The organism is Streptomyces sp. CA-111067 (assembly GCF_050956065.1).
Classification (GTDB): domain Bacteria; phylum Actinomycetota; class Actinomycetes; order Streptomycetales; family Streptomycetaceae; genus Actinacidiphila.
Genome location: NZ_CP192103.1, coordinates 6,576,355 through 6,602,250, shown reverse-complemented (window position 1 = coordinate 6,602,250; position 25,896 = coordinate 6,576,355). Strand labels below are relative to the sequence as shown.

Annotated in this window: 16 protein-coding genes; 8 read left to right on the top strand and 8 right to left on the bottom strand. The window is 72.1% G+C overall.

The window, feature by feature from the left end; all coding sequences use genetic code 11:
- The first annotated feature begins 13 nt into the window (after positions 1–13).
- From ACQPW6_RS29285 to ACQPW6_RS29255, 7 genes are all read left to right on the top strand, one after another.
- Complete coding sequence (locus tag ACQPW6_RS29285; protein ID WP_433892694.1) at positions 14–1,306, top strand: trehalase family glycosidase; 1,293 nt, start codon at positions 14–16, stop codon at positions 1,304–1,306.
- Positions 1,307–1,648: 342 nt separating this feature from the next.
- Positions 1,649–2,815: an L-rhamnose isomerase gene (gene rhaI, locus ACQPW6_RS29280; RefSeq protein WP_433892693.1), complete on the top strand. Its 1,167-nt coding sequence runs from the start codon at positions 1,649–1,651 to the stop codon at positions 2,813–2,815.
- Positions 2,816–2,906: 91 nt separating this feature from the next.
- Positions 2,907–4,961 carry a bifunctional aldolase/short-chain dehydrogenase gene (locus tag ACQPW6_RS29275; RefSeq protein WP_433892692.1) on the top strand — a complete coding sequence of 685 codons (2,055 nt, stop codon included), beginning with the start codon at positions 2,907–2,909 and terminating at the stop codon, positions 4,959–4,961.
- A gap of 221 nt (positions 4,962–5,182) precedes the next feature.
- On the top strand, positions 5,183–6,592 hold the full coding sequence (locus ACQPW6_RS29270) for a rhamnulokinase (RefSeq protein WP_433894699.1): 1,410 nt from the start codon (positions 5,183–5,185) through the stop codon (positions 6,590–6,592).
- Positions 6,593–6,683: 91 nt separating this feature from the next.
- Positions 6,684–7,487 carry a (Fe-S)-binding protein gene (locus tag ACQPW6_RS29265; protein WP_433892691.1) on the top strand — a complete coding sequence of 268 codons (804 nt, stop codon included), beginning with the start codon at positions 6,684–6,686 and terminating at the stop codon, positions 7,485–7,487.
- The gene (locus tag ACQPW6_RS29260) at positions 7,484–9,004 is read left to right on the top strand and encodes a LutB/LldF family L-lactate oxidation iron-sulfur protein (RefSeq protein ID WP_433892690.1); all 1,521 of its coding nucleotides are present in this window, start codon (positions 7,484–7,486) and stop codon (positions 9,002–9,004) included. Before ACQPW6_RS29265 ends, ACQPW6_RS29260 begins: the two co-directional genes overlap by 4 nt.
- A complete protein-coding gene (locus ACQPW6_RS29255; RefSeq protein WP_433892689.1) occupies positions 9,004–9,720 on the top strand; it encodes a LutC/YkgG family protein in 717 nt (238 codons plus the stop codon). Before ACQPW6_RS29260 ends, ACQPW6_RS29255 begins: the two co-directional genes overlap by 1 nt.
- Positions 9,721–9,825: 105 nt before the next feature.
- On the opposite strand, the gene ACQPW6_RS29250 is transcribed toward ACQPW6_RS29255, so the two are convergent.
- The 7 genes from ACQPW6_RS29250 to ACQPW6_RS29220 all read right to left on the bottom strand — a co-directional run bounded on the left by ACQPW6_RS29250 (position 9,826) and on the right by ACQPW6_RS29220 (position 21,674).
- Positions 9,826–10,836: a LacI family DNA-binding transcriptional regulator gene (locus ACQPW6_RS29250; protein ID WP_433892688.1), complete on the bottom strand. Its 1,011-nt coding sequence runs from the start codon at positions 10,834–10,836 to the stop codon at positions 9,826–9,828.
- A gap of 111 nt (positions 10,837–10,947) precedes the next feature.
- Positions 10,948–11,808 (bottom strand): carbohydrate ABC transporter permease, encoded by an 861-nt coding sequence (locus ACQPW6_RS29245; protein WP_433892687.1) that lies wholly within the window; start codon positions 11,806–11,808, stop codon positions 10,948–10,950.
- Positions 11,805–12,755, bottom strand: coding sequence for a carbohydrate ABC transporter permease (locus ACQPW6_RS29240; RefSeq protein WP_433892686.1), 951 nt, complete (start codon positions 12,753–12,755; stop codon positions 11,805–11,807). The genes ACQPW6_RS29245 and ACQPW6_RS29240 overlap by 4 nt, the downstream gene beginning before the upstream one ends.
- Positions 12,756–12,847: 92 nt before the next feature.
- Positions 12,848–14,182 (bottom strand): ABC transporter substrate-binding protein, encoded by a 1,335-nt coding sequence (locus tag ACQPW6_RS29235; RefSeq protein WP_433892685.1) that lies wholly within the window; start codon positions 14,180–14,182, stop codon positions 12,848–12,850.
- Positions 14,183–14,606: 424 nt separating this feature from the next.
- Positions 14,607–16,079, bottom strand: coding sequence for an MFS transporter (locus ACQPW6_RS29230; protein WP_433892684.1), 1,473 nt, complete (start codon positions 16,077–16,079; stop codon positions 14,607–14,609).
- Positions 16,076–17,626: a family 43 glycosylhydrolase gene (locus ACQPW6_RS29225; protein WP_433892683.1), complete on the bottom strand. Its 1,551-nt coding sequence runs from the start codon at positions 17,624–17,626 to the stop codon at positions 16,076–16,078. The genes ACQPW6_RS29230 and ACQPW6_RS29225 overlap by 4 nt, the downstream gene beginning before the upstream one ends.
- 268 nt (positions 17,627–17,894) lie before the next feature.
- Positions 17,895–21,674, bottom strand: a complete 3,780-nt coding sequence (locus tag ACQPW6_RS29220; protein ID WP_433892682.1) for a family 78 glycoside hydrolase catalytic domain — start codon at positions 21,672–21,674, stop codon at positions 17,895–17,897.
- Positions 21,675–21,973: 299 nt separating this feature from the next.
- Between ACQPW6_RS29220 and ACQPW6_RS29215 the strand changes: the two genes are divergently transcribed.
- A complete protein-coding gene (locus ACQPW6_RS29215; protein WP_433892681.1) occupies positions 21,974–23,593 on the top strand; it encodes a hypothetical protein in 1,620 nt (539 codons plus the stop codon).
- Between the two features lie 128 nt (positions 23,594–23,721).
- Here the strand turns inward: ACQPW6_RS29215 and ACQPW6_RS29210 are convergent, their stop codons facing one another.
- Complete coding sequence (locus ACQPW6_RS29210) at positions 23,722–25,845, bottom strand: hypothetical protein (RefSeq protein ID WP_433892680.1); 2,124 nt, start codon at positions 25,843–25,845, stop codon at positions 23,722–23,724.
- Between the last annotated feature and the right edge of the window lie 51 nt (positions 25,846–25,896).

Sequence of the window (25,896 nt, the reverse complement as noted above, 5' to 3'; positions counted from 1 at the left end):
TCGGGAGGCCCCCATGCCAGCCAGCGACAGCCTCTCGTCATGGCAGCTCCTCGACGACCGCGTCAGGACCTGGTGGGACGAGGATCTGGTGACCGCGCAGGAGGACGAGATCCGCGCCGACGCCAACACGCTCTTCCTGCCGGAGCCGTACGCCTCGGGAGGCGGGAAGGTCGGCCCGCCATGGTACCGGTCGATGTTCGCCTGGGACACCTGGTTCAGCAATCTGGCCCTGCTGGTCCACGGACGTCACGACCTGGTCCGCGCCCACGTCGTCGACTACGTGGCGATGGTCGAACGCTTCGGCTTCATGCCCAACGCCAATCAGGCCGCGCTCCGTACCCGCTCGCAGACCCCGGTGTTCCCCGACGGCATCCTGCGCTACCTGACGCACACCGCCGACACCGCACTCCTGCAGCGGGCCTACCCGGCGCTGGTCACCGAGTACACCGGGTACTGGAACGCCGACCACCACCGCACCGCTTGCGGTCTGGCCACCAACGCCGACCTCGGCGACCCCGCACTGGACCCGCGACTCGCCGCGGAGGCGGAGACGGGCCTGGACTGGACGCCGATCTACGACGGCGACGTCCGCAGGGTCGCGCCGCTGATCACCAACTGCGCGCTCGTCCGCTACGCCGAGGTGCTCGCCGCTTTCGCCGACCGGCTGGGCCTGCCCGACGACGCCCGGCGCCGGCGGGCCGAGGCAGCCGAGCGGGGAGCCCTGATCCGGGAGCTGTGCTGGGACGAGGAGGCGGGCTTCTTCTTCGACTACGACCATGTCGCCGGGCGCCGGCTTCCGCACTGGAGCCTGTGCGGCTACTGGCCCCTGTGGGCCGGCGTGGCTACCCCCGAGCAGGCGCGCCGGGCCGCGGAAGCCCTGCCCCGCTTCCGCCACCCCCACGGGCTGACCGTCACGGACCGGCCCCTTCCGAGCCCGCACGACGGTATGGCCGACGGGGACATCCAGTGGATGTACCCGGCGGCCTGGGCACCACTGGTGATCGTGACGGCCTGGGGGCTGGACAACTACGGGCTGCACGAAGCCGGCCGGGCGGCGGCCGAGGGCTTCGTCGCCTGCATGGTCCGGCACTTCGAGGCCACCGGCGAGCTGTACGAGAAGTACAACGCGGTCACCGGCGGTCTCGACCTGCCGAACGAGCGGTACGGCATGATCAGGCTGCACGGCTGGACCTCCGCGGCCGCCGTACTGCTCGGGCGCCGGGTGCACGAGGGCACGCCGATGGACCGTCTCGTCGGACCCGCCGGACCCGCCGGAGCGGACGACCCGCCCGGCCACCACGGCTGACGGCTTCTCTGGCTGTCCTTCCCGTACTGACCTTCCCGGGTTGACGGCTTCCCGCAGCAGGGCCACCATCCCGGCCCACGGCAGCTCACCCCGACGTGAATTGTTTCAATATTCGCGAAACGGCGGCGAGCGGCTGAATGCACTCGGCCCCACCTGTGGAACGTCTCACGAAACGGCGCTCGTGACCGTGTGAGAGGAAGCATTCTTGACAGGTCCCAGGGGCCACTTTAAGGTGTGAGATGAATCGATTCACTTCACTTCAGGGTCCGCCTCTCGCCACCCCGGCTGCGCGCGACGAGTGATGCCACTCCCCCACCCCCGTTTACTGCCCCAGGAGAGTCCATGCCTGACCTGCACGCTGTGACTGCGGCGCTGAAGTCCCAGCGGATCGAGACGCCGTCGTGGGCGTACGGCAACTCCGGTACCCGGTTCAAGGTGTTCCGGCAGGAGGGTGTGCCGCGCGATCCGTTCGAGAAGCTGGACGACGCGGCGCAGGTGCATGCGGCGACGGGTGTGGCTCCGGTGGTGGCGTTGCACATACCGTGGGACCGGGTCGAGGACTACGCGGCTCTGCGGGCGTATGCCGAGGAGCGGGGGCTGCGGCTGGGTGCGATCAACTCCAACGTCTTCCAGGACGACGACTACAAGCTGGGTTCGGTGACCAATCCCGATCCGGCCGTCCGGAAGAAGGCGCTGCAGCACCTGCTGGAGTGTGTGGACATCATGGATGCCACGGGTTCGCGGGATCTGAAGCTGTGGTTCTCCGACGGCACGAACTACCCCGGCCAGGACGACATCGCCTCCCGGCAGGGCCGGTTGGGCGAGGCGCTGGCCGCGGTCTACGAGCGGCTCGGCGACGACCAGCGGATGCTGCTGGAGTACAAGCTGTTCGAGCCGGCCTTCTACGCCACCGACGTCCCCGACTGGGGCACCTCGTACGCGCACTGTCTCAAGCTCGGCCCGAAAGCACAGGTCGTCGTCGACACCGGCCACCACGCACCGGGCACCAACATCGAGTTCATCGTCGCGTTCCTGCTGCGCGAGGGCAAACTCGGCGGTTTCGACTTCAACTCCCGCTTCTACGCCGACGACGACCTGATGGTCGGCGCGGCCGACCCCTTCCAGCTCTTCCGGATCATGTACGAGGTCGTCAAGAACGGCGGCCTGGAACCCGCCACCGGCGTCGCGTTCATGCTCGACCAGTGCCACAACATCGAAGCCAAGATCCCCGCGATCATCCGCTCGGTGATGAACGTCCAGGAAGCCACCGCCAAAGCACTCCTGGTCGACGCCGGCGCACTGCACGCGGCCCAGGCGGCCGGAGACGTACTGGAAGCGAACGCCGTCCTGATGGACGCCTACGACACCGACGTCCGCCCGCTCCTGGCCCAAGTACGCCAGGAACAGGGCCTGCACCCCGACCCGATCACCGCCTACCGCGAATCAGGCTGGCAGCAGCAGATCACCACCACCCGCGTCGGCGGCGAACAAGCCGGCTGGGGCGCCTGAGGCTCCCTTTCCCAGGGCCTCTTCTCGGCTGGGCTCGGCCAAGTCCCGTCCCGGCTCACTCGCCACTACTCATCTTGACGAAGGACATCGCATGGCTTCCGCCACCAGCTCCGACGACAGCACGGTCGGCGCGCTCCTCGACCGCTCGAACCGGCTGGGTTCGGACCCGCGCAACACCAACTACGCCGGCGGCAACACCTCGGCCAAGGGCAGCGCGACCGACCCGGTCACCGGCGCGGACATCGAGCTGATGTGGGTCAAGGGCTCCGGCGGCGACCTGGGCACCCTGACCGAACCCGGCCTTGCCGTACTGCGCCTGGACCGCCTCCGTGCCCTGACCGAGGTCTACCCCGGCATCGACCGCGAAGACGAGATGGTGCCCGCCTTCGACTACTGCCTGCACGGCAAGGGCGGCGCCGCACCCTCCATCGACACCGCCATGCACGGCCTGGTCGACGCCCCCCACGTCGACCACCTCCACCCCGACTCCGGCATCGCACTGGCCTGCGCCGCAGACGGCCAGAAGCTCACCGCGGAGTGCTTCGGCGACACCGTGGCATGGGTGCCCTGGCGCCGCCCCGGCTTCCAGCTCGGCCTGGACATCGCCGCGATCAAGCAGGCCAACCCCCAGGCCATCGGCTGCATCCTCGGCGGCCACGGCATCACCGCATGGGGCACCACCTCGGAGGAGTGCGAGCGCAACGCGCTGCACATCATCCGCACCGCGGAGGCCTTCCTCGCCGACAACGGCCGCCCCGAGCCGTTCGGCCCCGTCCTCGACAGCCACCTGCCGCTGCCCGAGTCCGAGCGGAAGTCGCGGGCTGCCACGCTGGCACCGGTGATCCGTTCGCTGGCCTCCGCCGACCGCCCCCAAGTCGGCCACTTCACCGACACCCCCGAAGTCCTGGACTTCCTCTCCCGCACCGAACACCCACGCCTGGCGGCACTGGGCACCTCCTGCCCCGACCACTTCCTGCGCACCAAGGTCCGGCCCCTGGTCCTCGACCTGCCCCCCACCACCCCGCTGGAGGAGGCGGAGGCACGGCTGCGTGAGCTGCACACCGAATACCGGGCCGAGTACGCCGCCTATTACCAGCGGCACGCCACACCCGACTCACCCGCGATGCGCGGCGCCGACCCCGCGATCGTCCTCATCCCCGGCGTGGGCATGTTCAGCTTCGGCAAGGACAAGCAGACCGCCCGCGTCGCCGGCGAGTTCTACCTCAACGCCATCAACGTCATGCGCGGCGCCGAAGCCGTCTCGACCTACCAGCCCATCGAGGAAGCGGAGAAGTTCCGCATCGAGTACTGGGAACTCGAAGAGGCCAAACTCCGCCGCATGCCCCCGCCCAAGCCGCTGGCCACCCGCATCGCGCTGGTCACCGGTGCAGGCTCCGGCATCGGCAAGGCCATCGCCCACCGCCTGGTCGCGGAGGGCGCCTGCGTCGTCATCGCGGACGTGAACGCGGACAACGCCGCGGCGGTCGCCGAGGAGCTGGGCGGCCCGGACAAGGCGGTGGCCGTCACCGTCGACGTCACCGACGAGCAGCAGATCAGCGCAGCGTTCGAGCAGACCCTGCTCGCCTTCGGCGGCGTGGACATGGTCGTGAACAACGCCGGGATCTCCCTGTCCAAGCCGCTGCTGGAGACCACCGCGGCCGACTGGGACCTCCAGCACCGCATCATGGCCCGCGGCTCCTTCCTCGTCTCCCGCGAAGCAGCCCGCGTCATGACCGCCCAGGGCCTCGGCGGCGACATCATCTACATCGCCTCCAAGAACGCCGTCTTCGCAGGACCCAACAACATCGCCTACTCCGCCACCAAAGCCGACCAGGCCCACCAGGTCCGCCTGCTGGCCGCCGAACTCGGCGAGCACGGCATCCGCGTCAACGGCATCAACCCCGACGGCGTCGTCCGCGGCTCCGGCATCTTCGCCGCCGGCTGGGGCGCCAAGCGCGCCGCCGTCTACGGCGTCGAAGAGGACAAGCTCGGCGAGTACTACGCCCAGCGCACCCTCCTCAAGCGCGAAGTACTCCCCGAGCACGTCGCCAACGCCGTCTTCGCCCTCACCGGCGGCGACCTCACCCACACCACAGGACTCCACATCCCCGTCGACGCCGGCGTCGCCGCGGCCTTCCTGCGCTGACACCAGCTCTCCTGCGGACCGGGCGGCGGCGGTCCTCCCGCCGCCGCCCGGTCCGGCCGCATCGCTCCTCACCTGTGGCCGCGTCCCGATCCCGGCCCCCAGACTTCTCCCCCTCTCCCCGACCCCGACCCGAGGTATGAACCGTGGCGTCCCTTCACCTCTCCTCCGCCTTCCCCGGCGCCTTCGCCGCTGCCGACCTCGGGGCGACCAGCGGGCGGGTCATGGTGGGCCGGGTCGGTCCTGCGAACCTCGACCTCAGCGAGGCGCACCGGTTCCCGAACCGGCCGGTGGCCGTCGGCGGGGCGCTGCACTGGGACGTTCTCGGGTTGTACCAGGGCGTGCTGGACGGGCTGCGGCTGGCCGCCCGCTCCGGTGGTGTGGCGTCGGTCGGCATCGACACCTGGGCGGTGGACTACGGCCTGCTCGACGCTGACGGCCTGCTGCTCGGCAACCCCCACCACTATCGGGACGCCAGGACGGAGGGCGCCGCGGCGAAGGTGACGGCGGCGGTGCCGGCCGAGGAGCTGTACGGCATCACCGGCATCCAGCACCTGCCGTTCAACACGGTCTTCCAGCTCGCTGCGGCGGCGGGCACCGCCCAGCTGGGCGCCGCGCGAACCCTGCTGCTCGTGCCCGATCTGCTGACGTACTGGCTGACCGGGACCATCGGCGCGGAGATCACCAACGCGTCCACCACCGCGCTCCTCGACGCCCGCACCGGCACCTGGTCGGCGTCCCTGCTGGACCGGCTCGGCATCGACTCCGGCCTGCTGCCGCAGCTCCGATTCCCCGGGGACCCGGCGGGCACGCTGGGGCGGGAGGTCGTCGAGTGGACCGGGCTGGCCCCGGGAACCCCGGTGACCACCGTCGCCTCGCACGACACCGCATCGGCCGTCGCCGCGGTACCGGCCACCGGGCGCGACTTCGCGTACATCTCCTGCGGGACCTGGTCGCTGGCCGGCCTGGAGCTGGACGCGCCGGTCATCACCGAGGCGTCCAGGGCGGCGAACTTCACCAACGAGCGCGGCATCGACGGCTCGTTCCGGTTCCTCCGCAACATCATGGGGTTGTGGCTGCTCTCGGAGACCCTGCGCACCTGGTCGGCGAACGGCCTGCCGGCCGAGCTGGGGCCGCTGCTCGCGCAGGCGGCCGGCGCCGCCCCGTTCGTGTCGCTGATCGACCCGGACGCGCCGGAGTTCCTCGCCCCCGGCGACATGCCGGCCAGGATCGCGGCGTACTGCGAGCGGACCGGGCAGCCGGTACCCGCCGACCAGGGGGCGCTGGTCCGCTGCATCATGGAGAGCCTCGCACTGGCCCACCGGACCGCGCTGCGTACGGCCGCCGAGCTGTCGGGCCGGGACATCGCGGTGGTCCATCTCGTGGGTGGCGGCAGCCGCAACGACCTGCTGTGCCAGCTGACCGCCGACGCGACAGGACTGCCCGTGGTCGCGGGCCCGACCGAGGCGACCGCCCTCGGCAACATCCTGGTCCAGGCGCGGGCGCACGGGGTGGTGGGCGACGCCGCCGGTATGCGCCGGCTGGTCGCCGACACCCAGCATCTGCGGCACTACCGGCCGCGCGGCGACAGCGCCGCATGGGCGTCGGCCGCGGCCCGTATCGGTCTCGGCTGACCTCGGGGCCGCCGCCGGCGGCCCCGCCATCCCCGCGACGGCACCGGCGGCAGACAGCCCGGACGTCCGGACCACCAGAAGGAGGAGCCGCATGCGCGTCGGACTGTTCGTCACGTGTGTGAATGACGCGCTGTACCCGCGAACGGGTGTGGCGGTGGTCCGGCTGCTGGAGCGGCTGGGGGTGGAGGTGGACTTCCCCGCCGCCCAGACCTGCTGCGGGCAGCCCCAGTACAACACCGGGTACCGGCACGCCACCGAGCCCATGGTGCACCGGATGGCCGCCGCGTTCGACGGCTACACCCACATCGTCACGCCGTCCGGTTCGTGCGCGGCCATGGTCCGCGACAACTACCCCCGGATCGGGGCCGCGGCACAGGCCGAGGGCCGCGGCGACGCACTGGCAGCCGCCGCGGCGGGGCTCGCCGCCCGCATTTACGAGCTCACCGAGTTCCTCGTCGACGTCCTGGGTGTGACCGACGTCGGCGCGTACTACCCGCACAGCGTCACCTACCACCCGTCGTGCCACGGCCTGCGCATGCTGGGCCTCAGCGACCGCCCCCGCCGCCTGCTGGAGGCGGTGGAGGGGATCGAGCTGCGAGAGCTGAAGGGCGCGGAGGAGTGCTGCGGCTTCGGCGGCACCTTCGCCGTCAAGAACCCCGACGTGTCGGCCGCCATGGGCCACGACAAGATCGCGAACGCCGGGCAGACCGGCGCCGACGTCCTCTGCGGCGCCGACAACTCCTGCCTTATGCATCTGGACGGGCTGCTGCGCCGCGCTGAGGCCCCGCAGCGCACGGTGCACCTCGCGGAGATCCTCGCCTCCACCCGCCGGCACCCCCATCCCGACACCGCCCGGATCGCCGGGACCGCCCAGAGCGCAGGGAAGAACCGATGAGCCGCACCGATCTGGGCATGCCCGCCTTCCCCCGCTCCGCCCGCATGTCCACTCAGGACACCGAGCTGCGGGCCAACCTGCGGCACGCCACCCACACGATCCGCGACAAGCGCGCGGTGGCTGTCGGGGAGCTGTCCGACTGGCCGCAGCTGCGCGCCGCCGGCGCCGAGGTCAAGGACCACACGCTGCGCCACCTCGACCACTACCTGGAGAAGCTGGAGGCGGCGGTGACCGCCGCGGGCGGGACGGTGCACTGGGCGGCCGACGCGGCCGAGGCCAACCGCATCGTGACCGAGCTGGTCCTGGCGACCGGCGAGAGCGAGGTGGTCAAGGTCAAGTCGATGGCCACCCAGGAGATCGGGCTCAACGAGGCGCTGGAGGAGGCGGGCATCCGCGCCTACGAGACCGACCTCGCCGAGCTGATCGTGCAGCTCGGCGACGACCGGCCCTCGCACATCCTGGTCCCGGCGATCCACAAGAACCGCCGGCAGATCCGCGAGATCTTCGCCGAGCAGATGGGGCGGTGGGGCAGGCCCGCGCCGGACGGCCTCAGCGACGATCCCGCCGACCTCGCGGAAGCCGCCCGCCTGCACCTGCGCGAGAAGTTCCTGCGCGCGAAAGTGGCCGTCTCCGGCGCGAACTTCATGGTGGCCGAGACGGGGACCATGGTGGTCGTCGAGTCCGAGGGCAACGGCCGGATGTGCCTGACCCTGCCCGAGACCCTCATCTCCGTCGTCGGCATCGAGAAGACGGTTCCGACGTGGCAGGATCTGGAGATCTTCCTGCAGACGCTGCCGCGGTCCTCCACCGCCGAGCGGATGAACCCCTACACCTCGATGTGGACCGGCACCAGCGACGCCGACGGGCCCACGGCCTTCCATCTGGTCCTGCTCGACAACGGGCGCACCGACACCCTGGCGGACACGGTCGGCCGGCAGGCCCTGCGCTGCATCCGCTGCTCGGCCTGCCTGAACGTCTGCCCGGTCTACGAACGCGCCGGCGGCCACGCCTACGGATCGGTCTACCCCGGTCCCATCGGCGCCATCCTCACGCCCCAGCTGCGGGGCACCGAAAGCGCCGTCGACGCGTCGCTCCCCTACGCCTCCTCGCTGTGCGGGGCCTGCTACGAGGTGTGCCCCGTCGCCATCGACATCCCCGAAGTTCTGGTGCACCTGCGCGAGCGCGTGACCGAGGAGGGAAGCGGCCACGGCGCGGAGCGGGCCGCGATGAAGGCCGCCAGCTGGCTGCTGGACCATCCCGCCGCTCTCTCCGTCGCCGAACGCGCCGCGTCGCTGACCCGCCGGGTGCATCCGCGCTCGCTGCCGCTGCCCGGCCCAGGCCGGGCCTGGAGCGAGACCCGCGACCTCCCCCGGTTCCCCGCCGCGCCCTTCCGCGACTGGTGGGCGAAGCACCACGGTGCCGGGGACGGCGGCAGGACGGGCGCCACCGGTACCGACAGCGGTGCCGCGCCGGACGCCGGACCGGCATCCGCAACCGACCGGAAGGACACTCCCTGATGACCGCCGCATTCTCAGCACCGCGATCCTCGCGGGAGCTGGTCCTCGGCAAGATCCGCGCCGCGCTCGCCGACGTCCCGCGGGACGAGCGGCCCGAGGAGGCCGCGGCGGCCGTGGAGCGCGCGTACCAGGACCAGCACGTACCGGCTGATCCCCGGGTGCTGCTCGACCTGCTCACCGAGAACCTCGCCGACTACCGCGCCCGCGTGCACCGCACCGAGGCGGCCGGGCTGCCCGCCACCGTGGCCGGGCTCCTCGCCGAGCGCGGCACCCGCACCGCCGTCCTGCCCCCCGGGCTGCCGGAATCGTGGCTGGACGAGGCGGTGCGCACCCTGCCCGGCCTGGAGCTGCTCCGGGACGACGGCACCCTGACATCCGCCCGGCTCGATGCCGCGGACACGGTGGTGACGGGCTGCGCGCTCGCCGTCGCCGAGACCGGCACGCTCGTGCTGGACGCCGGCTCCGGTCAGGGCCGGCGTGTCCTGACGCTGGTGCCGGACCACCACATCTGCGTCGTCCACGCGCCTGACCAGGTGGTGGCGTCGGTGCCGCACGCACTCCCCCGGCTCGACCCGGCCCGGCCGCAGACCTGGATCTCCGGTCCTTCGGCCACCAGCGACATCGAGCTGGACCGGGTGGAGGGTGTGCACGGCCCCCGCACCCTGGAGGTGGTGCTGGTGGACGGCATCGCGGAGGCCGCAGGCAAGCAGCCCTGACCGGCTGGGCAGCATGCCGGAGGGGGACCGTCGGCTGGGACGGTCACCCTCGGGCATGCTGCCGACGAATTGGCGGTGTGCGGCGAAGCCGCCGGGTTCCCGGTGTCAGCGGGACGGCAGGCTGGAGCCGCGGACGACGAGTTCGGGCTGGAGTACGACGTGCTGGTGGCGGTGGGAGGCGGCGCCGGCGCCGGTCTCCTCCACCAGCAGTTCCGCGGCCATCCGGCCCATCTGCTCCGCTGGCTGGCGTACGGAGGTGAGCGGGACGACGGCCGCGGACGCGAACTCGATGTCGTCGTAACCGACGATCGCCAGGTCACGCGGCACGGCAATGCCGGCCGCGTAGGCGACCTGCAGGACGCCGAGCGCGAGCAGGTCGTTGGCGCAGAACACGGCGGTGGGCCGGTGGGCCAGGCCCAGCAGGCGGGAGGCCGCGTCGCGGCCGGCTGCGACGTCCATGCGCTGGGCGGGGATCTCCAGCAGCGCCTCGGGGCCGAGGCCGCCCTCGGCGAGGGCCTGGAGAAGGCCGTCGCGGCGGTCGTCGATCTGCTGCAGGTGCCCCGGTCCGCTGATGTACGCGATGGTGCGGTGGCCCGCGCCGACCAGGTGCCGGCCGGCCAGGGCGCCGCCTGCGGTGTCGTCGACGGAGACCGAGCAGTCCCCCGCCTCGCTCGCCACCCGGTCGACCAGGACGAACGGCACCCTCTGCTGCCGCAGCCTGTCCAGGCTTTGCCCGGTGGTGTCGGCGGGTGTGACGAGCACGCCGCGGACCCGCTGCTCAGTGAATAGGGACAGGTACGTCGCCTCCTCGCTGACGCTCTCGCCGCTGTTGCAGACCATGACGCCGAGGCCCGCCTCCCGCACGGCGGACTCCGCACCGCGGGCGACGTCGACGTAGAAGGGGTTGCCCATGTCGAGCACCAGCAGCGCCATAATCCGGCTCTGCCCCGCGCGCAACTGCCGGGCCGACTCGCTGCGGACGTATCCCAGCTGGGCGATGACCGCGTGGACGCGGTCCCTCGTCCCCTGCGACACCAGCTCGGGGCGGTTGATGACGTTGGACACCGTGCCCACCGAGACACCGGCCTGCAAGGCCACGTCCTTGATTCCAGTCATACGTGCAGCTCTCCTCGGGGGTATGCGCAACTGCCGGCCCGCGCGTGTACGCCGGCCGGCAGTCCCCCATTGAAACAGTTCATCCCGTCGTGACCTGCGCACCCGCGTCGGTCATTCCAGTCCGGTACCGACCACACCGTTGATGTACCAGCGCTGGAAGACGATGAAGACCACCAGTACCGGGAGCATACTGATCACGGCCGCGGCCATGCCGACGCTCGGTGACATCAGTGTGTACTGGCCCTGGGCGAGCGGGGCCAGCGCGACCGTCATCACCGCGTGCTCGTGGTCGGGGGCGATCACCTGCGGCCAGATGTAGGTGTTCCACGCGGTCAGGAAGCTGATCGAGCAGTACGCGGCCAGCGCCGGCTTGGCCAGCGGCAGGGCGATCGACACCAGGGTCCTGGTCCAGCCGGCGCCGTCGATCTGGGCCGCGTCGATCAGCCCCGCCGGCAGGCTGCTGAAGAACTGCCGGAAGAGCAGTACCGCGAACGCGGTCTGGCCGGCGATGGGAAGGATCATGCCCGGGTAGGTGTCGACCAGGCCGAGCTGGTGGGTGACCACGTACAGCGGGATCAGGGTCATGTTGCTGGGCACGAACATCGGCACGATGATCACGGCGAGCAGCGCACCGGACCACCGGAAGGGGATCTTGGCGAGCGCGAAGCCGGCCGGGACGGTGATCAGCAGCTGGACGAGCAGGATGCCGAAGCTGAAGACGAACGAGTTGACGATGACCCGCGCGGTGAGGAAGTGGTAGGCCTCGCTGTAGTTGTGCCACACCAACCTCGGCGGCACCAGGTGCGGCGGGTAAGCGCGGATGTCCTGCGCGGACATCAGCGATGCCGACAGCAGGTAGAACAGCGGCAGCGCCATGAGCAGACCGCACAGGACGATCACGGTGTAGCGGCCGGCGGCGGACCAGGCGACGTTCTTGCGTCCGTACGCAGGCCCGGCGGTGGTCGTGGTCATGCCGACCTCCGAATCCATGTGAAGAGCTTGATGACGGCGACGACCAGTGCGATGAGCAGCAGCTGGAAGAGCGAGAGCGCGCTCGCGTAGCCCATGTCGGTCTGGTGGAAGGCCGTCTGGTACGCGTACAGGGCCAGGCTCTGGGTGTGGCCCAGCGGGCCGCCGTTCGTCATGATCAGCGAGATCTCGAACGAGCCGCTGACGAAGTTGATCACCTGGAGCGTGGCGACGAGGATCGTGGTGGGCACCACGTTCGGCCAGGTGATGCTCCACAGCTGGCGCCAGCGGCCGGCGCCGTCCAGGGAGGCGGCGGCGTAGATGTCGTCGGGGATGCGCTGCAGGCCGGCCAGGTAGAGGATCATCACCAGCGGCAGCGCCAGCCAGATCATCATCACGGTCAGCGCGGGCAGCGCCCAGGTGGTGTCGGACAGCCAGGCGGGACCGTCGATGCCGAACCAGCCCAGCATCCGGTTGATCACACCGGAGCGCTCGTCGTACATGTACGACCAGAGCACCGCTGCCACCGCGGACGAGGCGACCATCGGCGCGAAGTACAGGATGCGCAGCGCGCCCATGCCGCGCATCTTGCTGTTGATCAGCACGGCCAGCACGAAGCCGATCACGATGGTGGGGATGACGCCCAGGGCCACGAACTCCAGCGTGACCCGCAGCGAGTCCCACATCTGCTGGTCCTGGAAGAGGCGGGTGAAGTTCGCCAGGCCCACCCAGCGGGGTGTGCCGAACAGGTCCCAGTCGAAGAAGCTGAGCCCGAACGCACCTAGTGCGGGCAGGATCACGAAGAGCGTGAAGCCGACCATGCTGGGCGTCAGGAAGATGGTCGCGGCGACGAGGTCACGGCGTTTGCGCTGGTTCTGCCGCCGCGTGAGCGGGTCGTCGCCTGGCGGAGGGGTCCGCCGGACGGTCGTGTTGTCCAAAGCCGAAGCCATTTACTGCACCCATTCTCTCGTCACCGGCCGGCCCTGCCGGCCGCGCTCCGGGGCAGGTGGAGGCACCTCCTGCCCCGGAGCGCGTTGTCCGGCTACTTGGCCGACTGGAGGGCCTGGTTGACCGCCTTCTCCGCGTCGCCGAAGGCGTCGGCAACCGAGCGGTGCTGCAGCTCGACCTGCTGCACTGCCTTGATCACGCTGTCGCTGAGCACGGTTCCCGCCGATCCCGGCAGGGCGGCCGGGAGGTAGGCGTCCTTGGCGTCCTGCGCGAAGGCCGCCTCGTTCTGCGGCGGTGCGGGCAGCTGGCGCCAGGTGCCGTGGTCCACACCCTCCTGGGTGGGCGGGACGACCTGGCCGGTGGCCTGGGCCACCTTCATGCCGCCGTCCTGGCTGTAGAACCAGGCCAGGAACGCCCAGGCGGCGTCCTGGTTGTGGCTGGACTTGCTGATCGACAGGCCGTAGGAACCGCCGCCGACCGTGGGCTTGCCGTTGAGCTTGGGCATGGTCTGGGCGTCCCAGTCGTCCTTGAGCGACTGCTTGATGTTCGGCACCGCGGCCCGCACCGAGAACGCCATCGCCGACTGGCCCTGCTCGAACTTCGGCTGGCCTGCGACGTTGGCAGAGTACTTCGGGGAGGCGGTGCCGTACGCCTTGAGCAGCATCTCCCAGGCCTTGATCGCCTCGGGCTGCCCGATCCCGGACTTCTTGGTCTTCGGGTCGTAGACGTAGCCGCCCATGGCGTGGATCACCGGGTTGTAGACCGCGGGCTGGTCGCCGGTGCCGAGCGGCGCGGTGAGGCCGGCGTACTTGCCGCCGGTCTTCTGCTCGATCTCCGCCCCGACCCGGTAGAGGTCGTCCCAGGTCCAGGTCGCCTTCGGGTACTCGGTGACGCCGGCCTTCTCGAAGACCGCCTTGTTGTAGAACAGCGTCGTGGAGTCGGCACTCACCGGCAGGCCGGTGATCTGCTCCGGGTGGGACACCGGGCGGTACTGGCCGACGAACTGCGGCAGGAAGCTGCTGCCCTTCAGACCGTCGGTGCCCTTCTCCAGCCGGTCGGCGATGTCGAGGGTGACGTTGCCGTCGGCAAGCGGGTTGGCCGCGTAGTCGACGTTCATCAGGACGTCGGGCAGCTTGTTGCCGAGTCGCTCCGTGACCAGCTGCTGCACGTACTGCGTGGCGTCGTCCGGCAGCGAGCCGACCGTGACCTTCCGCTTCGGGTAGGCCTTCTCGTACGCGGCCACGTACTTCTGGAACTGGGGGACCAGGCCCGCCTGGACCGACAGGGTGATCTTGCTGCCCTCCACCGAGCCGCCGCCTCCGCCACCCGAGGACGAGCCGCCGCAGGCGCTGATGAGGGCCAGTAGGGCCGACACTCCGGCCACTGCGACCAGCGGGCGTCCTCTGCGACGTCCAGCCATTGTCCTCATGTCGTCATATCCTCTCTACCGGCACCTGACTGTCTGCCCCGCACCGCACTGCGCGTCGGGGTGAGGCTCCACCCCCGCCCTCATTCGGCACGGTTGGACGGGCTCGGCCACGGGATGTGCTTGTCACGGCGTCGGGACCAAGGGCCGCCGCAGCTCATGGACTTCGGCGGAAACGCCGCCTCCGCGGGGTCCCCGCGTGCCTCATGCAGCTCGCAGTGAAAGCTTTCATTGAAGATGTCGCAATGTTTCCCTCATGTCAATAGGTTGCCGCCAGGTAACCGCTCAGCGCGCACATCCCGTGATCCAAGCGGGTTGCACGACCGTGACCAGCGGACTTTCGGGTACCCGTGGATCACAGCCGCATCCACTCCGTCACCGCTACACCACCCCAGCCACGGGAAATGTTTGAATTGTTTCAAGAGCATCACGAACGTCGATCCGGTGTCTCGGCCGTAGCGACGGCGCCCACGGGGGTGACCGACGTCGCCGCGCCCAGCGGGATGCGGCGGGTCAGGTACGTCGCCGCCAGGGTCAGTACGAACCCCAGCGGCAGCGCCACGGCTGTCTGCTGGACCACCGCGTCCGCGCGCCCGGCCGCCGACGCGGCGCCCGCGGTGGTGGTCAGCGCGGCCGCCGCGCCGGTCAGCGCCGCCAGCCCGATCGACCCGCCGCTCTGACCGGACGCCGTGATCAGACCGCCGGCCAGCCCCGCCTGGTGCGAGGGCAGCGAGCGGGTGGCCGATGCCGTCAGCGTGATCACCGCGATGCTGCCGCCGACCGACATCACCACCAGCAGGGGGATCAGGGCCGGGAACGGGACCCGCTCGTACACGCAGGCGGCAAGGCCCAGTTGGGCGAGCGCAACGAGCACCGGTCCTGCGGTTCGGCAGTTGCGCTCGCCGAAGGCAAGGACGAGTCGCGGTACGTTTCGCGAGGTCAGCACCCCTATGACGGTACCTGGAAGCAACCACAGGGCGGTCGTGAGCGGCGCCAGGCCGCACACGTCCTGCGCGTAGAGGGTCGTGTAGTAGCCGGTCGTCGCGTTGCCGGCGAGCAGCATGACGGCGGAGGCGTTGGTGTACGCCACCCTCGGCGAGCGCAGCAGGTGCAGCGGCAGCAGCGGGTGCCGGGAGCGCCGCTCGGCGGCCACCAGCGCGACCAGCGCGGCCGCTGCGACACCGCACGCCACCGCACTGCGCACCGCCTGCCCGCCGCCGCCGTCCACGGTGGCGGCCAGGTCGAGCGCGGCGAAGGCGATCATGAACAGCACCGCCCCGGGTACGTCGAGCCCCCGCGGCCGCTGCTCGTCGGGGTGCCGGCGCGGCAGGGCGCCGCGGCCCGCGACAGCGAGCAGCGGGGCTATCACCACGTTGATCAGCAGCACCCAGCGCCAGCCGAGCGTCTGCGTGAGGAGACCGCCGAACAGCGCCGACGCCGACGCGCCGATCGCCGCCGTCACACTCCACACCGCGATCGCCCGGTCACGCTCGGTCCCGGGCGAGGTGGACCGGGTCAGGAGGACCAGGCTGGCCGGCGACAGCAGCGCGCCGCCCAGCCCCTGGAAGGCCCGGCAGACCAGCAGGACCCCGAAGGAGGGGGCGAGCCCCGCGCCGAGGCTGGCCGCGGCGAAGACGGCCAGGCCGATACGCAGGGTGGCGACCGGTCCGATCAGGTCGGCGATGCGCCCACCGAGCAGCAGGCACCCGGCGAACGGCAGGGCGTAGGCGTTCATCACCCACGGCAGCGAGCCGGTGCCGATGGACAGGTCGGCGGCCATCCTGGGAAGGGCGATCGAGAGCACCGCCGTGTCCAGGACGACCATCATCTGGGTGGCCGCGGCGACGGCCACGGCGCGGCGGGAGCGGTGCGGGTTCTCGGATTCCGGAGGGTCGGTCACGGCCGGCTCCAGGTGGCGGCGACCGCGCCGAAGCGGGCCGCGGGCAGGTCGGTGCCCTCGCCGCCGACGGCCACCAGTGCGAACTGGCAGCCGACGAACGCCTCGGCCGTCTCCGCGGACAGCAGCCTCGCCACGCCCGCCCCCACCGTGCGGAATTCCTCGCCGTCCGCTGCGACCAGGAAGGTGTAGCGCTCCGCGTCGGCCTCGATACGCAGGCGGACCGCGCCCGCGCCGGGCAGCGGGACGCGCTGCTCGGTGGCCATGTCGTCGACCCGGCGGCGCAGCACCGCCTGCCGGACGCCGTCCGGGCCGGTCCCGGCCAGCAGGGCGTAGTGGTGGTGCGCCGAGGCGTGCACCGCGACACCGGCCTCGGCGCCGGCCGGGGCCGGGTCCTGGAGCACCGCGGTGAAGGTCGCGCCGTCCTCCTGCTGCGGCAGGAAGAGGGCGCCGACGCCGGCCGAGCGGTCCTCGGCGTCGAACGGACGCCCGTAGGGCAGGGTGAACGTGCCCGCGGCCGCGTCACCGGACAGGCCCTCGGCGGGGATGCCCTGGGTGGACCAGCCGTACGCCCAGATCGTCTCCGGTACGCGAACACTGCTCGCCGGGTTCGACGGCAGCGGGCGCGCTGTCTCGGTGTACAGCTCGACGGTGCCGCCCGCGCCGATCACCGGCCAGCCGTCATCGCTCCACTCCACCGGCGCCAGGAACGTCTCGCGGCCCAGGTTGTGGTGGTAGACGAAGCCGCCGTGGGCCTGGTGCCGGGTGCCGAGCGCGACGGCCCACCACGAGCCGTCCGGCGCGTCGACCAGGTCGGCGTGGCCCAGGGTCTGGATCGGGTGGCCGACGCGGTGGCGGTGGGTGAGCACCGGGTTGTCGGGGCACGGCGTGAACGGCCCCCAGGGCGACCTGCTGCGTGCGCAGGTCTGCATGTGGCCCTTCCACGAGCCGCCCTCGGCGCTGAAGAGGTAGTACCAGTCGCCGATCTTGTACAGGTGCGGACCCTCGATGTCGTTGGAGCTGAAGCCCGCGTAGTCGGGGGTCAGCTCGCGCATCGGGCCGAGGGCGGCGCCGGTGGCGGGGTCGATCTCGTACTGGACGACCGGGCCGAGGCGCCCGTCGGGCAGCGGGGCCAGGGTGCGGCGGGTGTAGTAGCAGGTGCCGTCGGCGAACAGCAGCGAGGGGTCGAAGGCGTGGCTGTCCACCCAGACCGCGTCGGACCAGGGTCCGGCCGGGTCGTCGGTGCTCAGCAGGAAGTTGCCCTGGCCGTCGGCGACGTTCGTGCAGGCCAGGTGAAACCGGCCCTCGTGGTGGCGCAGGGTGGGGGCGTAGAGCATCACCTCACCCGGGAGGCCGTCGCGGCGGTACTGGGCGGGCCTGGTCACCGCGCCGCCCAGCAGCCGCCAGTGGACCAGGTCCGTGGAGTGGTGGATGCGCACCCCCGGCAGGAAGTCGAAGGTGGAGGTGGCGAGGAAGTAGTCGCCGCCGACGCGGCAGATCGACGGGTCGGGCGCGACGCCGCGCACCACCGGATTGGCGATCGTGCTCAATGGGGTTCCCTTGCTGTGATGAGGGTTGCTGGGGTGCGATGGCGGTTCCGGCCGGGCAGCCCGGCGGGATGCGGGCGGCCGCGTACCTCCGCCGGTCAGAAGCGGCGGAGCGACCGGCCACCGCCGGTCGCGGGTGAGCCGGTCCCGGCGTGAGCGGGGACCGGCGTGAGCGGGGACCGGCGGGTGCCGGGCAGCAGGTGGCGGCCGCGGCGCGGGAATACGGGTGCGGCCCGCACCGCCGGTGGCCGGCGGTGCGGGCCGCACGGTCTCACCAGGTCCGCGGAGCGCTCGTCCAGCCCACCCGGCCGACTCGGAAGGCGAACGGGCTCAGGTCGCCGTCGAGCGGGAGCATCGGGCCGCGGGCCGTGTCGTGGACGTCCAGCCAGCGCGCGCCGACCGCCACCTCGACCACACGTGTGCGCGGCGCCCAGCCGGCCAGGTCCACGCTCACCCGGTTCCAGCACGCGGGCAGCAGCCGCTCGGTGCCCTCGACGGTGCTGCCGTCGGCAGCGGTCAGCCGCAGCACCGGCACCACCTGGCGGCCGATCGGCCCCGGCAGGCACAGGTCGAACTCGGCGAACGCGAACGCGGCGTCGGTCAGGTCGGCGCCCTCCGGCAGCGGCAGCCGCGCCCAGCGCTCGGCGCCGGCCGCCAGATCGGGGCCGCCGACGTGCAGGATGGGGCCGGGCAGCGGGGCGTGGAAGACCGGCGTGCACACGAAGGTGCCGTCGATGACCTCCAGCTCCGCGTCGCCGTCGGCGCTCCAGCCCTCGGCGAGGGTCCCGTCGGAGAGCCAGCGGCCGGAACGGCCGGCGCGGACCGTGCGGTGGCTGACCTCGGCGCCGGCGGTGTCCAGCAGCGCCAGCCGGGCGGTGCTGCCAGGTGCCGCGTCCGCGGGAGCCCCGATCTCCACCCGGCCACCGGTCAGCTGAGCCGTCCAGCCGGGGGTGATGGCGGCGGTCAGCGACCCGGCGCCGTCGGGGACGAGCACGGCCGTGCTGGCCGTGCCGCCCGGCGGGACGTCCCGCACGGCGGCGACGGCGGGCGCCGCCACGGCGGCCGGCACGCCGCCGGCGGCCAGCAGGTAGCGCCCGGCGGGCAGGTCGAGGCCGGTGGCGGTGGGCACCGCGAACGGGTGCTCGGACGCCGGGACGCCGTCGACGGTGATCTGCTCGGCGCCCGTTGCGGGCAGGGCGAGCTGCGCGGTCGCGCCGACCGGCACCTCGAGGGTCGCGGTGAGCGTGCCCGCGTCGTACTTCCAGGAGAAGTCGATGCGGCCCCTGACCGTCTCGACCGCCGCGTGGGCGCGGCCCACCGGGCCGGCCAGCGCGGGTGCCACCGCGAAGCGCCGGTATCCGCCGGTGAGCGGGCGCAGCCCCGCCACGTGCGTCCAGGCCCAGGCGGCGAAGGGCGCACCGAGTCCGATGTGGTCGAGCGAGGCGACACCGGCGTTGGCGTCGTCGATCCACCAGGTCTCCCACAGGGTCCCGGGGCCGTCCACGAGCATCGCGCCGATGCCGGGCTGCTCCGGCTGCCGGATCGCGGCCAGCACGGCGGTGCCGCCGTCGGCGTCGGCGAGCGCGCGGACCACTGCCTGGGTGGCGGAGAAGCCGCTGGCCACCCGGTCGCCGCGGGCGGCGACGTCGGTCCGCAGGTGGTCGTGGAGGCGTCCTGCCTGCTCGGCGTCCTGGACCAGGCCCGCGGTCAGCGCGAAGGCGGCGGAGCCCTGGCTCGCGTTGGCCCAGTCGCCGGTGACCGGGTCGTACAGGGCGGCGCGGGCGGACGCGGCGAGCGCGTCGGCCTCACGGGTGCGCCGCTCGGCCTCGTCCTGGTCGCCGGCCACCGACTCCAGTTCGGCGAGCGCCCGCAGGGAGCGCAGCGCGGCCGCCGTCTGGAGCATCACCGGCGGGGTGCGCTCGGGGGCCAGCCAGTCCGAACCGAAGCTGATGCCCGCGCGGCGCACCACGCCGTCGACCAGCGTGCCCAGCTGCCAGTCGCACCACCGGCGCATGGCGGGCAGCAGCCGCTCGACGAGGGACTCGTCGCCGACGTGCCGCCAGTGCTGGAGCGGGATCTCCGTCATGGCCGCGCCCCACACCGGGTCGGCCGGCTGCAGCTGTTCGCCGAGCAGGTGCGGTGAGACGCCGAGGATGCCGCCGTCGGCGCGCTGGTCGGCCGCCACGTCGTCGAGCCAGTGCCGGTAGACGCCGGCCATGCCGAGGTGGGCCAGTGCCGCCTCGGCGGAGACCGCGGCGTCGCCGGTCCAGCCGGCCGCCTCGCGGGTGGGGCAGTCCTCGGGGTGGGCGTGGGTGTTGTTCAGCTGGGTGCGCAGGGCTGCGTCGACGAGCAGGTCGAGCCGGGGGTCGTCGCTGCCGAAGCGCCCGACGGGCGGCGCGTCGGAGTGCAGCACCCTTCCGGTGACGGCGACCGTGACGCCGTCGGGCACGCCGTGCACCTCGACGTAGCGGAATCCGTGCACCGCGAACCACGGTTCCGCGATGTCCGCGCCGCCCGCGCAGGTCCACGCGACGACCTGGCGCTCGCGGTCGACGTCGCCGGGCAGCCGGATGTTGAGGGTGTCGACGTGGCCGGCCGCGTCGAGCTTCTCGCCGTGCACGATCTCCACCCGGGTGCCCGCGGCGGCGCCGCGCAGTTCGACGCGGCTGCGCCCGGCGATGTTGCGCCCGAGGTCGAAGACGTGGCCGGGGGCGCCGGTGCGGGTGGCCCGCACCTCCTCGACGACGGTGACCGGCGGCCCGGCGTCGGGGACGACGGTCGCCGGTGCGGCGCTCGCGGGAGCGGCCGGCTCCCAGCCGTCGACGTCGAACCCGGCCCGGGACCAGCCGTCGTCGATCCGGGCGTCGTGCTCCTCGACGTAGAAGGTCTCCTCGCGGACCACGGACGTCGGGCCCTGGAGCCAGTGCGGGCCGGTGCCGACCCACAGCAGGCGCCCGTCGCGCAGCTCCACCACCAGTTCGGCGAGCAGCTGCGGACGGTCCAGCACCTCGCGGTAGTGGCCGACGACCGCGGCCAGGCTCAGCGCGTGGCGGGGGGCGGCGGCGAGCAGCGCGGTGACGTCGTAGCTGCGGGCGGCGGCGCGGGTCAGTGCGGTACGCGAGGGGTCGCTGGCGTCGGCGTTGACCGGGCGGCCGTCGACGTAGGCGCGCAGCAGGCCGTGGCCGGCCAGGTGCAGCCGTGCCCGCAGGACCTGGGCGGGATCCAGGTCGAACTCGGTGCGAACGGCCCTGGCGGGTTCCAGCTCGATCCACTCGGCGTTCCAGTCGGCCGCGCCCAGCGGCCCGGTGACGACGGTGGCGGGCGCCGACCAGGGCGACGGCTCGTCCCGCTCGTCCCAGACCTGCACCTGCCAGTGCAGCGTGGTGTGCGGCGCGAGTTCCGGGCCGTCCCAGCGGACGTGGGCGGTGCGGTCGGACTCGATCCGGCCGGAGTCCCAGACCGCCTCGGCCTCGGGGGCGGGCGCCCCCGACGGGTCCTGCGCCACGTGCCCGGGGGCGCGGTGGGCGAGGATCCGGTACGCGGTCTGCCGCTGCCCCTGCCGGACCAGGGGCACGGTCCACGACAGCCGGGGCCGGGCGCTGCCGGCGACCGGCAGGGCGCGGCCCTCGGCTACGCCTGCCGCAGGTCCGCCCGCGACCTCGTGGTCGCCGGCGCGGTGGTCCTCGGTACGCAGCGCGACGGGTGCCGGCGAGGACGCGGCGGCCAGCTGCTCGTCGAGGTCGAAGACCGGCTCCAGCAGCGTCCAGGCGTCGTCGGGGGCGCCTCCGTCCAGGCCGACGAAGAAGTCCGACATCTCCGCCTGCCAGCGGGTGTTCACCTCGGTGGCGGCGACGGCGGCCTGTGCGGCGTCCAGGTCGTCGGCCTCGACGAAGCCGACCAGCAGCCCGTCGGGCGCGAGGAACAGGCGGTAGTCCCGCCAGCCGGCGTCGGCGAGCGCGTGGAGCAGTTCCGGCCACACCTCCCGGTGCCGGCTGCGGTAGAGGTCGATCCGGTCGGGGCGGATCCGACCTTGCAGGCAGTAGCGCGGCATGAGCTGACTCCGTCTCGTAATGAAAGCATTCACCATCATGCGAGTCATGCGGGACCCGCGTCAACCGTCTCCGGCCATCACACCCCCGGGTGTTCCCGCAGGTGAAATCCACCCATTGATGCAGGGAAAACCCGCACAGGTACGGGGGCTTCACAGCGAATCACGGCAGATGTCTTGACGCCCGACAGGAGCTGCGTCAGGGTTCCCTGCGACTCAATGAATCGTTCTACAGCCGCTCGGACGGTCCAAGCGCACTGCGCAGGACCCCTTTCCGGGTGCGCGCGTTCCTCGGAGTTCCTATGACTGAAAGTTCACCGCGCCCGTCCGGCATGGGCCGGCGCAACCTCCTCATGGGCGGTACCGCGGCACTGGCCGCGGGAGCCGCCGTGGTCGGCACGGGAGCGGGCTCGGCAGCCGCTCAGCCCGCCCACGCCGGCTCTGCCCCGCCCGTGCCCGAAGGGACCCGGCTGACCGGTGCCGCCGCCCGCGGCAGGTCGGCCGCGAGCGGCAACCGCGGCCGCACCCGCTTCGGGATCGGCTACGAGACCTGGTTCGGGCCCAAGAACGTCAACCAGTTCGGCACCACCGAGGCGGAACCGCTGCTGGGCCGCTACGACTCCAGCGACCCGCACGTCATCACCCAGCACGCCCAGTGGATCCTGTGGGCCGGGTACGACTTCATCCTGGTGGACTGGTCGAACAACCTCGGCGGCAACTGGGACAACGGCACTGCCGAGAAGATCATGAAGGGCACCGACGACCTGCTCGATGTCTACGCGGGCCTCAAGAAGCGCCCCCAGGTGGTGCTGCTGCTCGGCCTGGACAACGGGACGGCCGGCGACTCGGCGAACTGGAAGGCCCAGATCGACCGGATCAAGACCAAGTACCTGGCAGACCCGCGGCTGCGCCCGCTGTTCATGGAGTACGACGGCAAGCCGCTGCTGACGGTGTTCACCGGTGCCCGCTGGACCGAGCCGCCGACCTGGACCGACCCGGACTTCACGGTGCGTTGGATGGGCGCCTACCGGGAGATCGTGCTGAACCCGGGTGGCCAGTGGTCGTGGCTGGACCGCTCGGCGTACGCGGACGGCGCGGCCACCCCGGTCAGCGACTTCTCCAAGGGCCTCAAGGGCTGGACGGCAGACCCCGCGTGGAAGGTCGCGCGGATGCCGGTGAACGCCGCCTACCCCGGTGTGCCGGACATCGACTTCGTCTCCACCAAGCCCGCCGACGGGCAGCCGCAGCAGACCGGGACGCTGACCAGCGACCCGTTCACCGTCACCGAGGACGTGCTGTCCTTCAACGCGATCGGCACCGACCCGGCGGCGCGCATCACTGCCGAGGTGCCCGACACCGGGGCGCGCAACCTGTACATGCTCAAGGACGCGGCGAGCGGCGAGGTGCTGCGCTGGGCGACCCCGCCGGGCACGGACACCTACTTCATGGTCCGGCAGTGGAACGTCGCCGAACTCAAGGGCCGCAAGGTCGTCTTCGAGGTGGTCAGCAACCGCACCGAGGGGCCGCCGGTGGGCTGGATCGGGTTCTTCGGGCTGCAGCAGCAGCGCGCGGAGTTCGTCAGCGCCGCGGTGTCCCACGGCGGCAACGAGTACTACGGCGCCTACGGCAACTGGGACGCGCAGCTGCGCATGTCCGGCGCCACCCTGGTGCGGCAGGTGCAGGGCGTCTACGACTACGAGCCCGAACTCGCCCTGGTCCAGCAGTGGAACGAGTTCGGCTCCCCCGACCAGTTCAGCGTCGCGGGCAGCAACGACATCGAGCCGACGAAGCTCACCACCCTCGACGGCCCGAACTCCGACGGGTGGGGCTTCTACTACCTCACCCTGACCCGGCACCTGATCGACCAGTACCGGGCAGGCCGCAGCACCCCGACGCTGCTGCTGGACACCCGCTACCCGTAGGCACGCGCGGGCAGCAACCAACACCGGCACCGGCACGGCGGTCAACCGCCGTGCCGAATGCCGGTCGTTGGTGCATCGCGGCAGCGGTGACCCGCCGTCGGGCTGCGACAGCCCGACGGCGGGTCCGGTCAGGACAGGACGACGGTCACCAGGGACCAGGCCGGCAGGTCCCGTGCGAGCGCCTCCCCTTCAGCAGGCGCAGGGCCGGTGGCGGCCGTACGGCTGATCTCCTCGGGGCGGCCGAACCGCTCGGCGGCCCAGGGCCCCTTCGCCGACAGCACCGTGGTCTGCGCGCGGGCGAACCCGCGGCCGAGGGCGGACAGGTCGATCGACACCGCGGTGTCCTCGTCGGCGAGCGAGACCGCGGTGACGACCAGGCGTTCGCCGTCCGCGTCCCAGGCACACTGCACCTGCCGCTCCGCGCCGGTGGACGGTTCAAGGCCGGAGCTGCGCAGCGGGCTCAACTGCGGGAGCTCGGTGAGCAGTTCGAAGACCAGGCCGGCGGCGGAGAGCCGGACGCCCTCCTTGGGCGTGTCGATGACGTTCTGCCCGTGGGTGTTGGCGAGGTTGTTGAAGTTCACGAAGTCCACGCGGTCGCCGTAGCGCTGCCACATCAGGAAGTGGCGGGCGATGTTCAGCGCGTACCGCCAGCTGGCGAAGAGCTCGGACTTGGTGGCGCCGAACGTCTCACGCCGGTTGGTGGCGTCCGCGACGCCGTCGTAGGCCAGCCACTCGGTGTTGCAGTACCGGATGTCGGTGCCGTGCTCCCGGTTGAAGGCTTCCAGGTGTGCCAGCTTGCGCTCCAGGTCCTCCTCGCCGAAACCGCGGTCGGCGAGGAAGTCCACGTGTGCGCCGGCGATCTCCAGCAGGAGGGGCAGCACCGAGGCCGGGGTGCCGTCATCCCACTTCTCCCAGCCGTAGCTGACCAGGCCGATGCGGATCGACGGGTCCACCGCCCGCATGGCGGTGGCGTACGTGACGACGGTCCGCGCGTACTCCTCGGGGGTGAACCAGCGCAGCGGCTCGTTGTCCATCTCCCAGTAGCGGACCGCGAACGGCTCCGGGTGCCCGTGCTCGGCGCGCAGCCGTGCCATCGGGTGGGCGTCCTCGCCGTCGGCGGGCAGGTTGCAGTAGGCGACCCAGTCGGCCGCGCTGCGCACACCCTGCTCGGGGTCGGTGAAGGCGGGCAGGTCGTGGCCGTGGCGCACGCCGCCGCCGCGCCACTCCCAGTGCCGCTTGTCGGGGTGGTGCAGGTTGACGCAGGCCATCGACTCCGCGCCCAGTTCCCGGGCGAGAGCGGCCAGTTCGGCGGTGCCTATGCAGTTGTCCTCCAGCCCGCCCCAGAAGTAGCCGGGCAGGGCGGGCCGTTCGGCCACCGGGCCGACGCCCTCGCGCCAGTCGTGGAAGGACGCGGTGCAGCCGCCGGTCCACCGGATGATGCCGGGACGGACGCGGCGCAGTTCCTCGACCACCTCGCGGCGCCACCCGTTCCAGGAGTCCTCGGTGGTCAGCGACACCTCGTCGAGGTCCACGACGGCCCCGGGCGGCGCCAGCACCGCAAGGACGGTGGATCCGCCGGGTCCTTCGTCGCCGCCGCCGGGCGGCATGTGCAGTTCGGCGGTGCGGACGGCGGCCTCGGCGCCTGCGGTGCCGAGGTCGGCGACGGCCAGCGGGCTGCGCCAGTCGCCCTCACGGTACAACCGCGCCTCCACCGGCACCGGTTCGCCCGCGGAGCGCAGCTGCACCCGCAGCCGGTACCGTCCGCCGGGGCGCAGCCGCAGCCCGCGCTGGGCCGCACCGGCCCACTGCTGCGGGTCCTCGTTGAGGATCCGCAGCCGGCCGGCGCCGCGCCGCTCACCGGTGTCGGAGCGCTCCAGCCGGACCAGGCACGACGGCGAGTTGGGCACCACGTACGTCCGCTCGGGGAGCACCTCGCGCGACGGCATCGGCCCGGGGGCGGCGAACCAGGCGTTGTGCTCGTAGCCGGAGTGGTACCAGTCGAAGACCGACCAGTCCGTGTGGAAGCCCTTCGCCGGGTCGTCGCGGTCCACCAGCAGGTCGAACCACTCCAGGCAGATGCCCCGGTAGGGCGCGAAGCGCGTGAAGCCGGGGTTGAAGAGGAGCTCGGCCCGCATCCCTTCGGTCTGGATTCCGTAGCCCAGCTCGATGAACTGCCCGTAGAGCAGCGGGCTGGACGGGGTCGGGGCGGTGGGTGAGCCGGTGACCCGCACCGGGACGGCGTTCGTGCGCATCGGGGGTGTCGCTCCTGTCGGGTGGGGCGGTGCGGACCTGCGGGGGCGGCC

Excerpts from the sequence above, each read along its gene's own strand:
- ACQPW6_RS29220 (WP_433892682.1), bottom strand. The coding sequence starts at position 21,674 with ATGCCGCGCTACTGCCTGCAAGGTCGGATCCGCCCCGACCGGATCGAC.
- ACQPW6_RS29215 (WP_433892681.1), top strand. The coding sequence starts at position 21,974 with ATGACTGAAAGTTCACCGCGCCCGTCCGGCATGGGCCGGCGCAACCTC.
- ACQPW6_RS29255 (WP_433892689.1), top strand. The coding sequence starts at position 9,004 with ATGACCGCCGCATTCTCAGCACCGCGATCCTCGCGGGAGCTGGTCCTC.
- ACQPW6_RS29245 (WP_433892687.1), bottom strand. The coding sequence starts at position 11,808 with ATGACCACGACCACCGCCGGGCCTGCGTACGGACGCAAGAACGTCGCC.
- ACQPW6_RS29250 (WP_433892688.1), bottom strand. The coding sequence starts at position 10,836 with ATGACTGGAATCAAGGACGTGGCCTTGCAGGCCGGTGTCTCGGTGGGC.
- ACQPW6_RS29275 (WP_433892692.1), top strand. The coding sequence starts at position 2,907 with ATGGCTTCCGCCACCAGCTCCGACGACAGCACGGTCGGCGCGCTCCTC.
- ACQPW6_RS29235 (WP_433892685.1), bottom strand. The coding sequence starts at position 14,182 with ATGAGGACAATGGCTGGACGTCGCAGAGGACGCCCGCTGGTCGCAGTG.
- ACQPW6_RS29260 (WP_433892690.1), top strand. The coding sequence starts at position 7,484 with ATGAGCCGCACCGATCTGGGCATGCCCGCCTTCCCCCGCTCCGCCCGC.
- ACQPW6_RS29285 (WP_433892694.1), top strand. The coding sequence starts at position 14 with ATGCCAGCCAGCGACAGCCTCTCGTCATGGCAGCTCCTCGACGACCGC.
- ACQPW6_RS29270 (WP_433894699.1), top strand. The coding sequence starts at position 5,183 with ATGGTGGGCCGGGTCGGTCCTGCGAACCTCGACCTCAGCGAGGCGCAC.
- ACQPW6_RS29210 (WP_433892680.1), bottom strand. The coding sequence starts at position 25,845 with ATGCGCACGAACGCCGTCCCGGTGCGGGTCACCGGCTCACCCACCGCC.
- ACQPW6_RS29265 (WP_433892691.1), top strand. The coding sequence starts at position 6,684 with ATGCGCGTCGGACTGTTCGTCACGTGTGTGAATGACGCGCTGTACCCG.
- rhaI (WP_433892693.1), top strand. The coding sequence starts at position 1,649 with ATGCCTGACCTGCACGCTGTGACTGCGGCGCTGAAGTCCCAGCGGATC.
- ACQPW6_RS29240 (WP_433892686.1), bottom strand. The coding sequence starts at position 12,755 with ATGGCTTCGGCTTTGGACAACACGACCGTCCGGCGGACCCCTCCGCCA.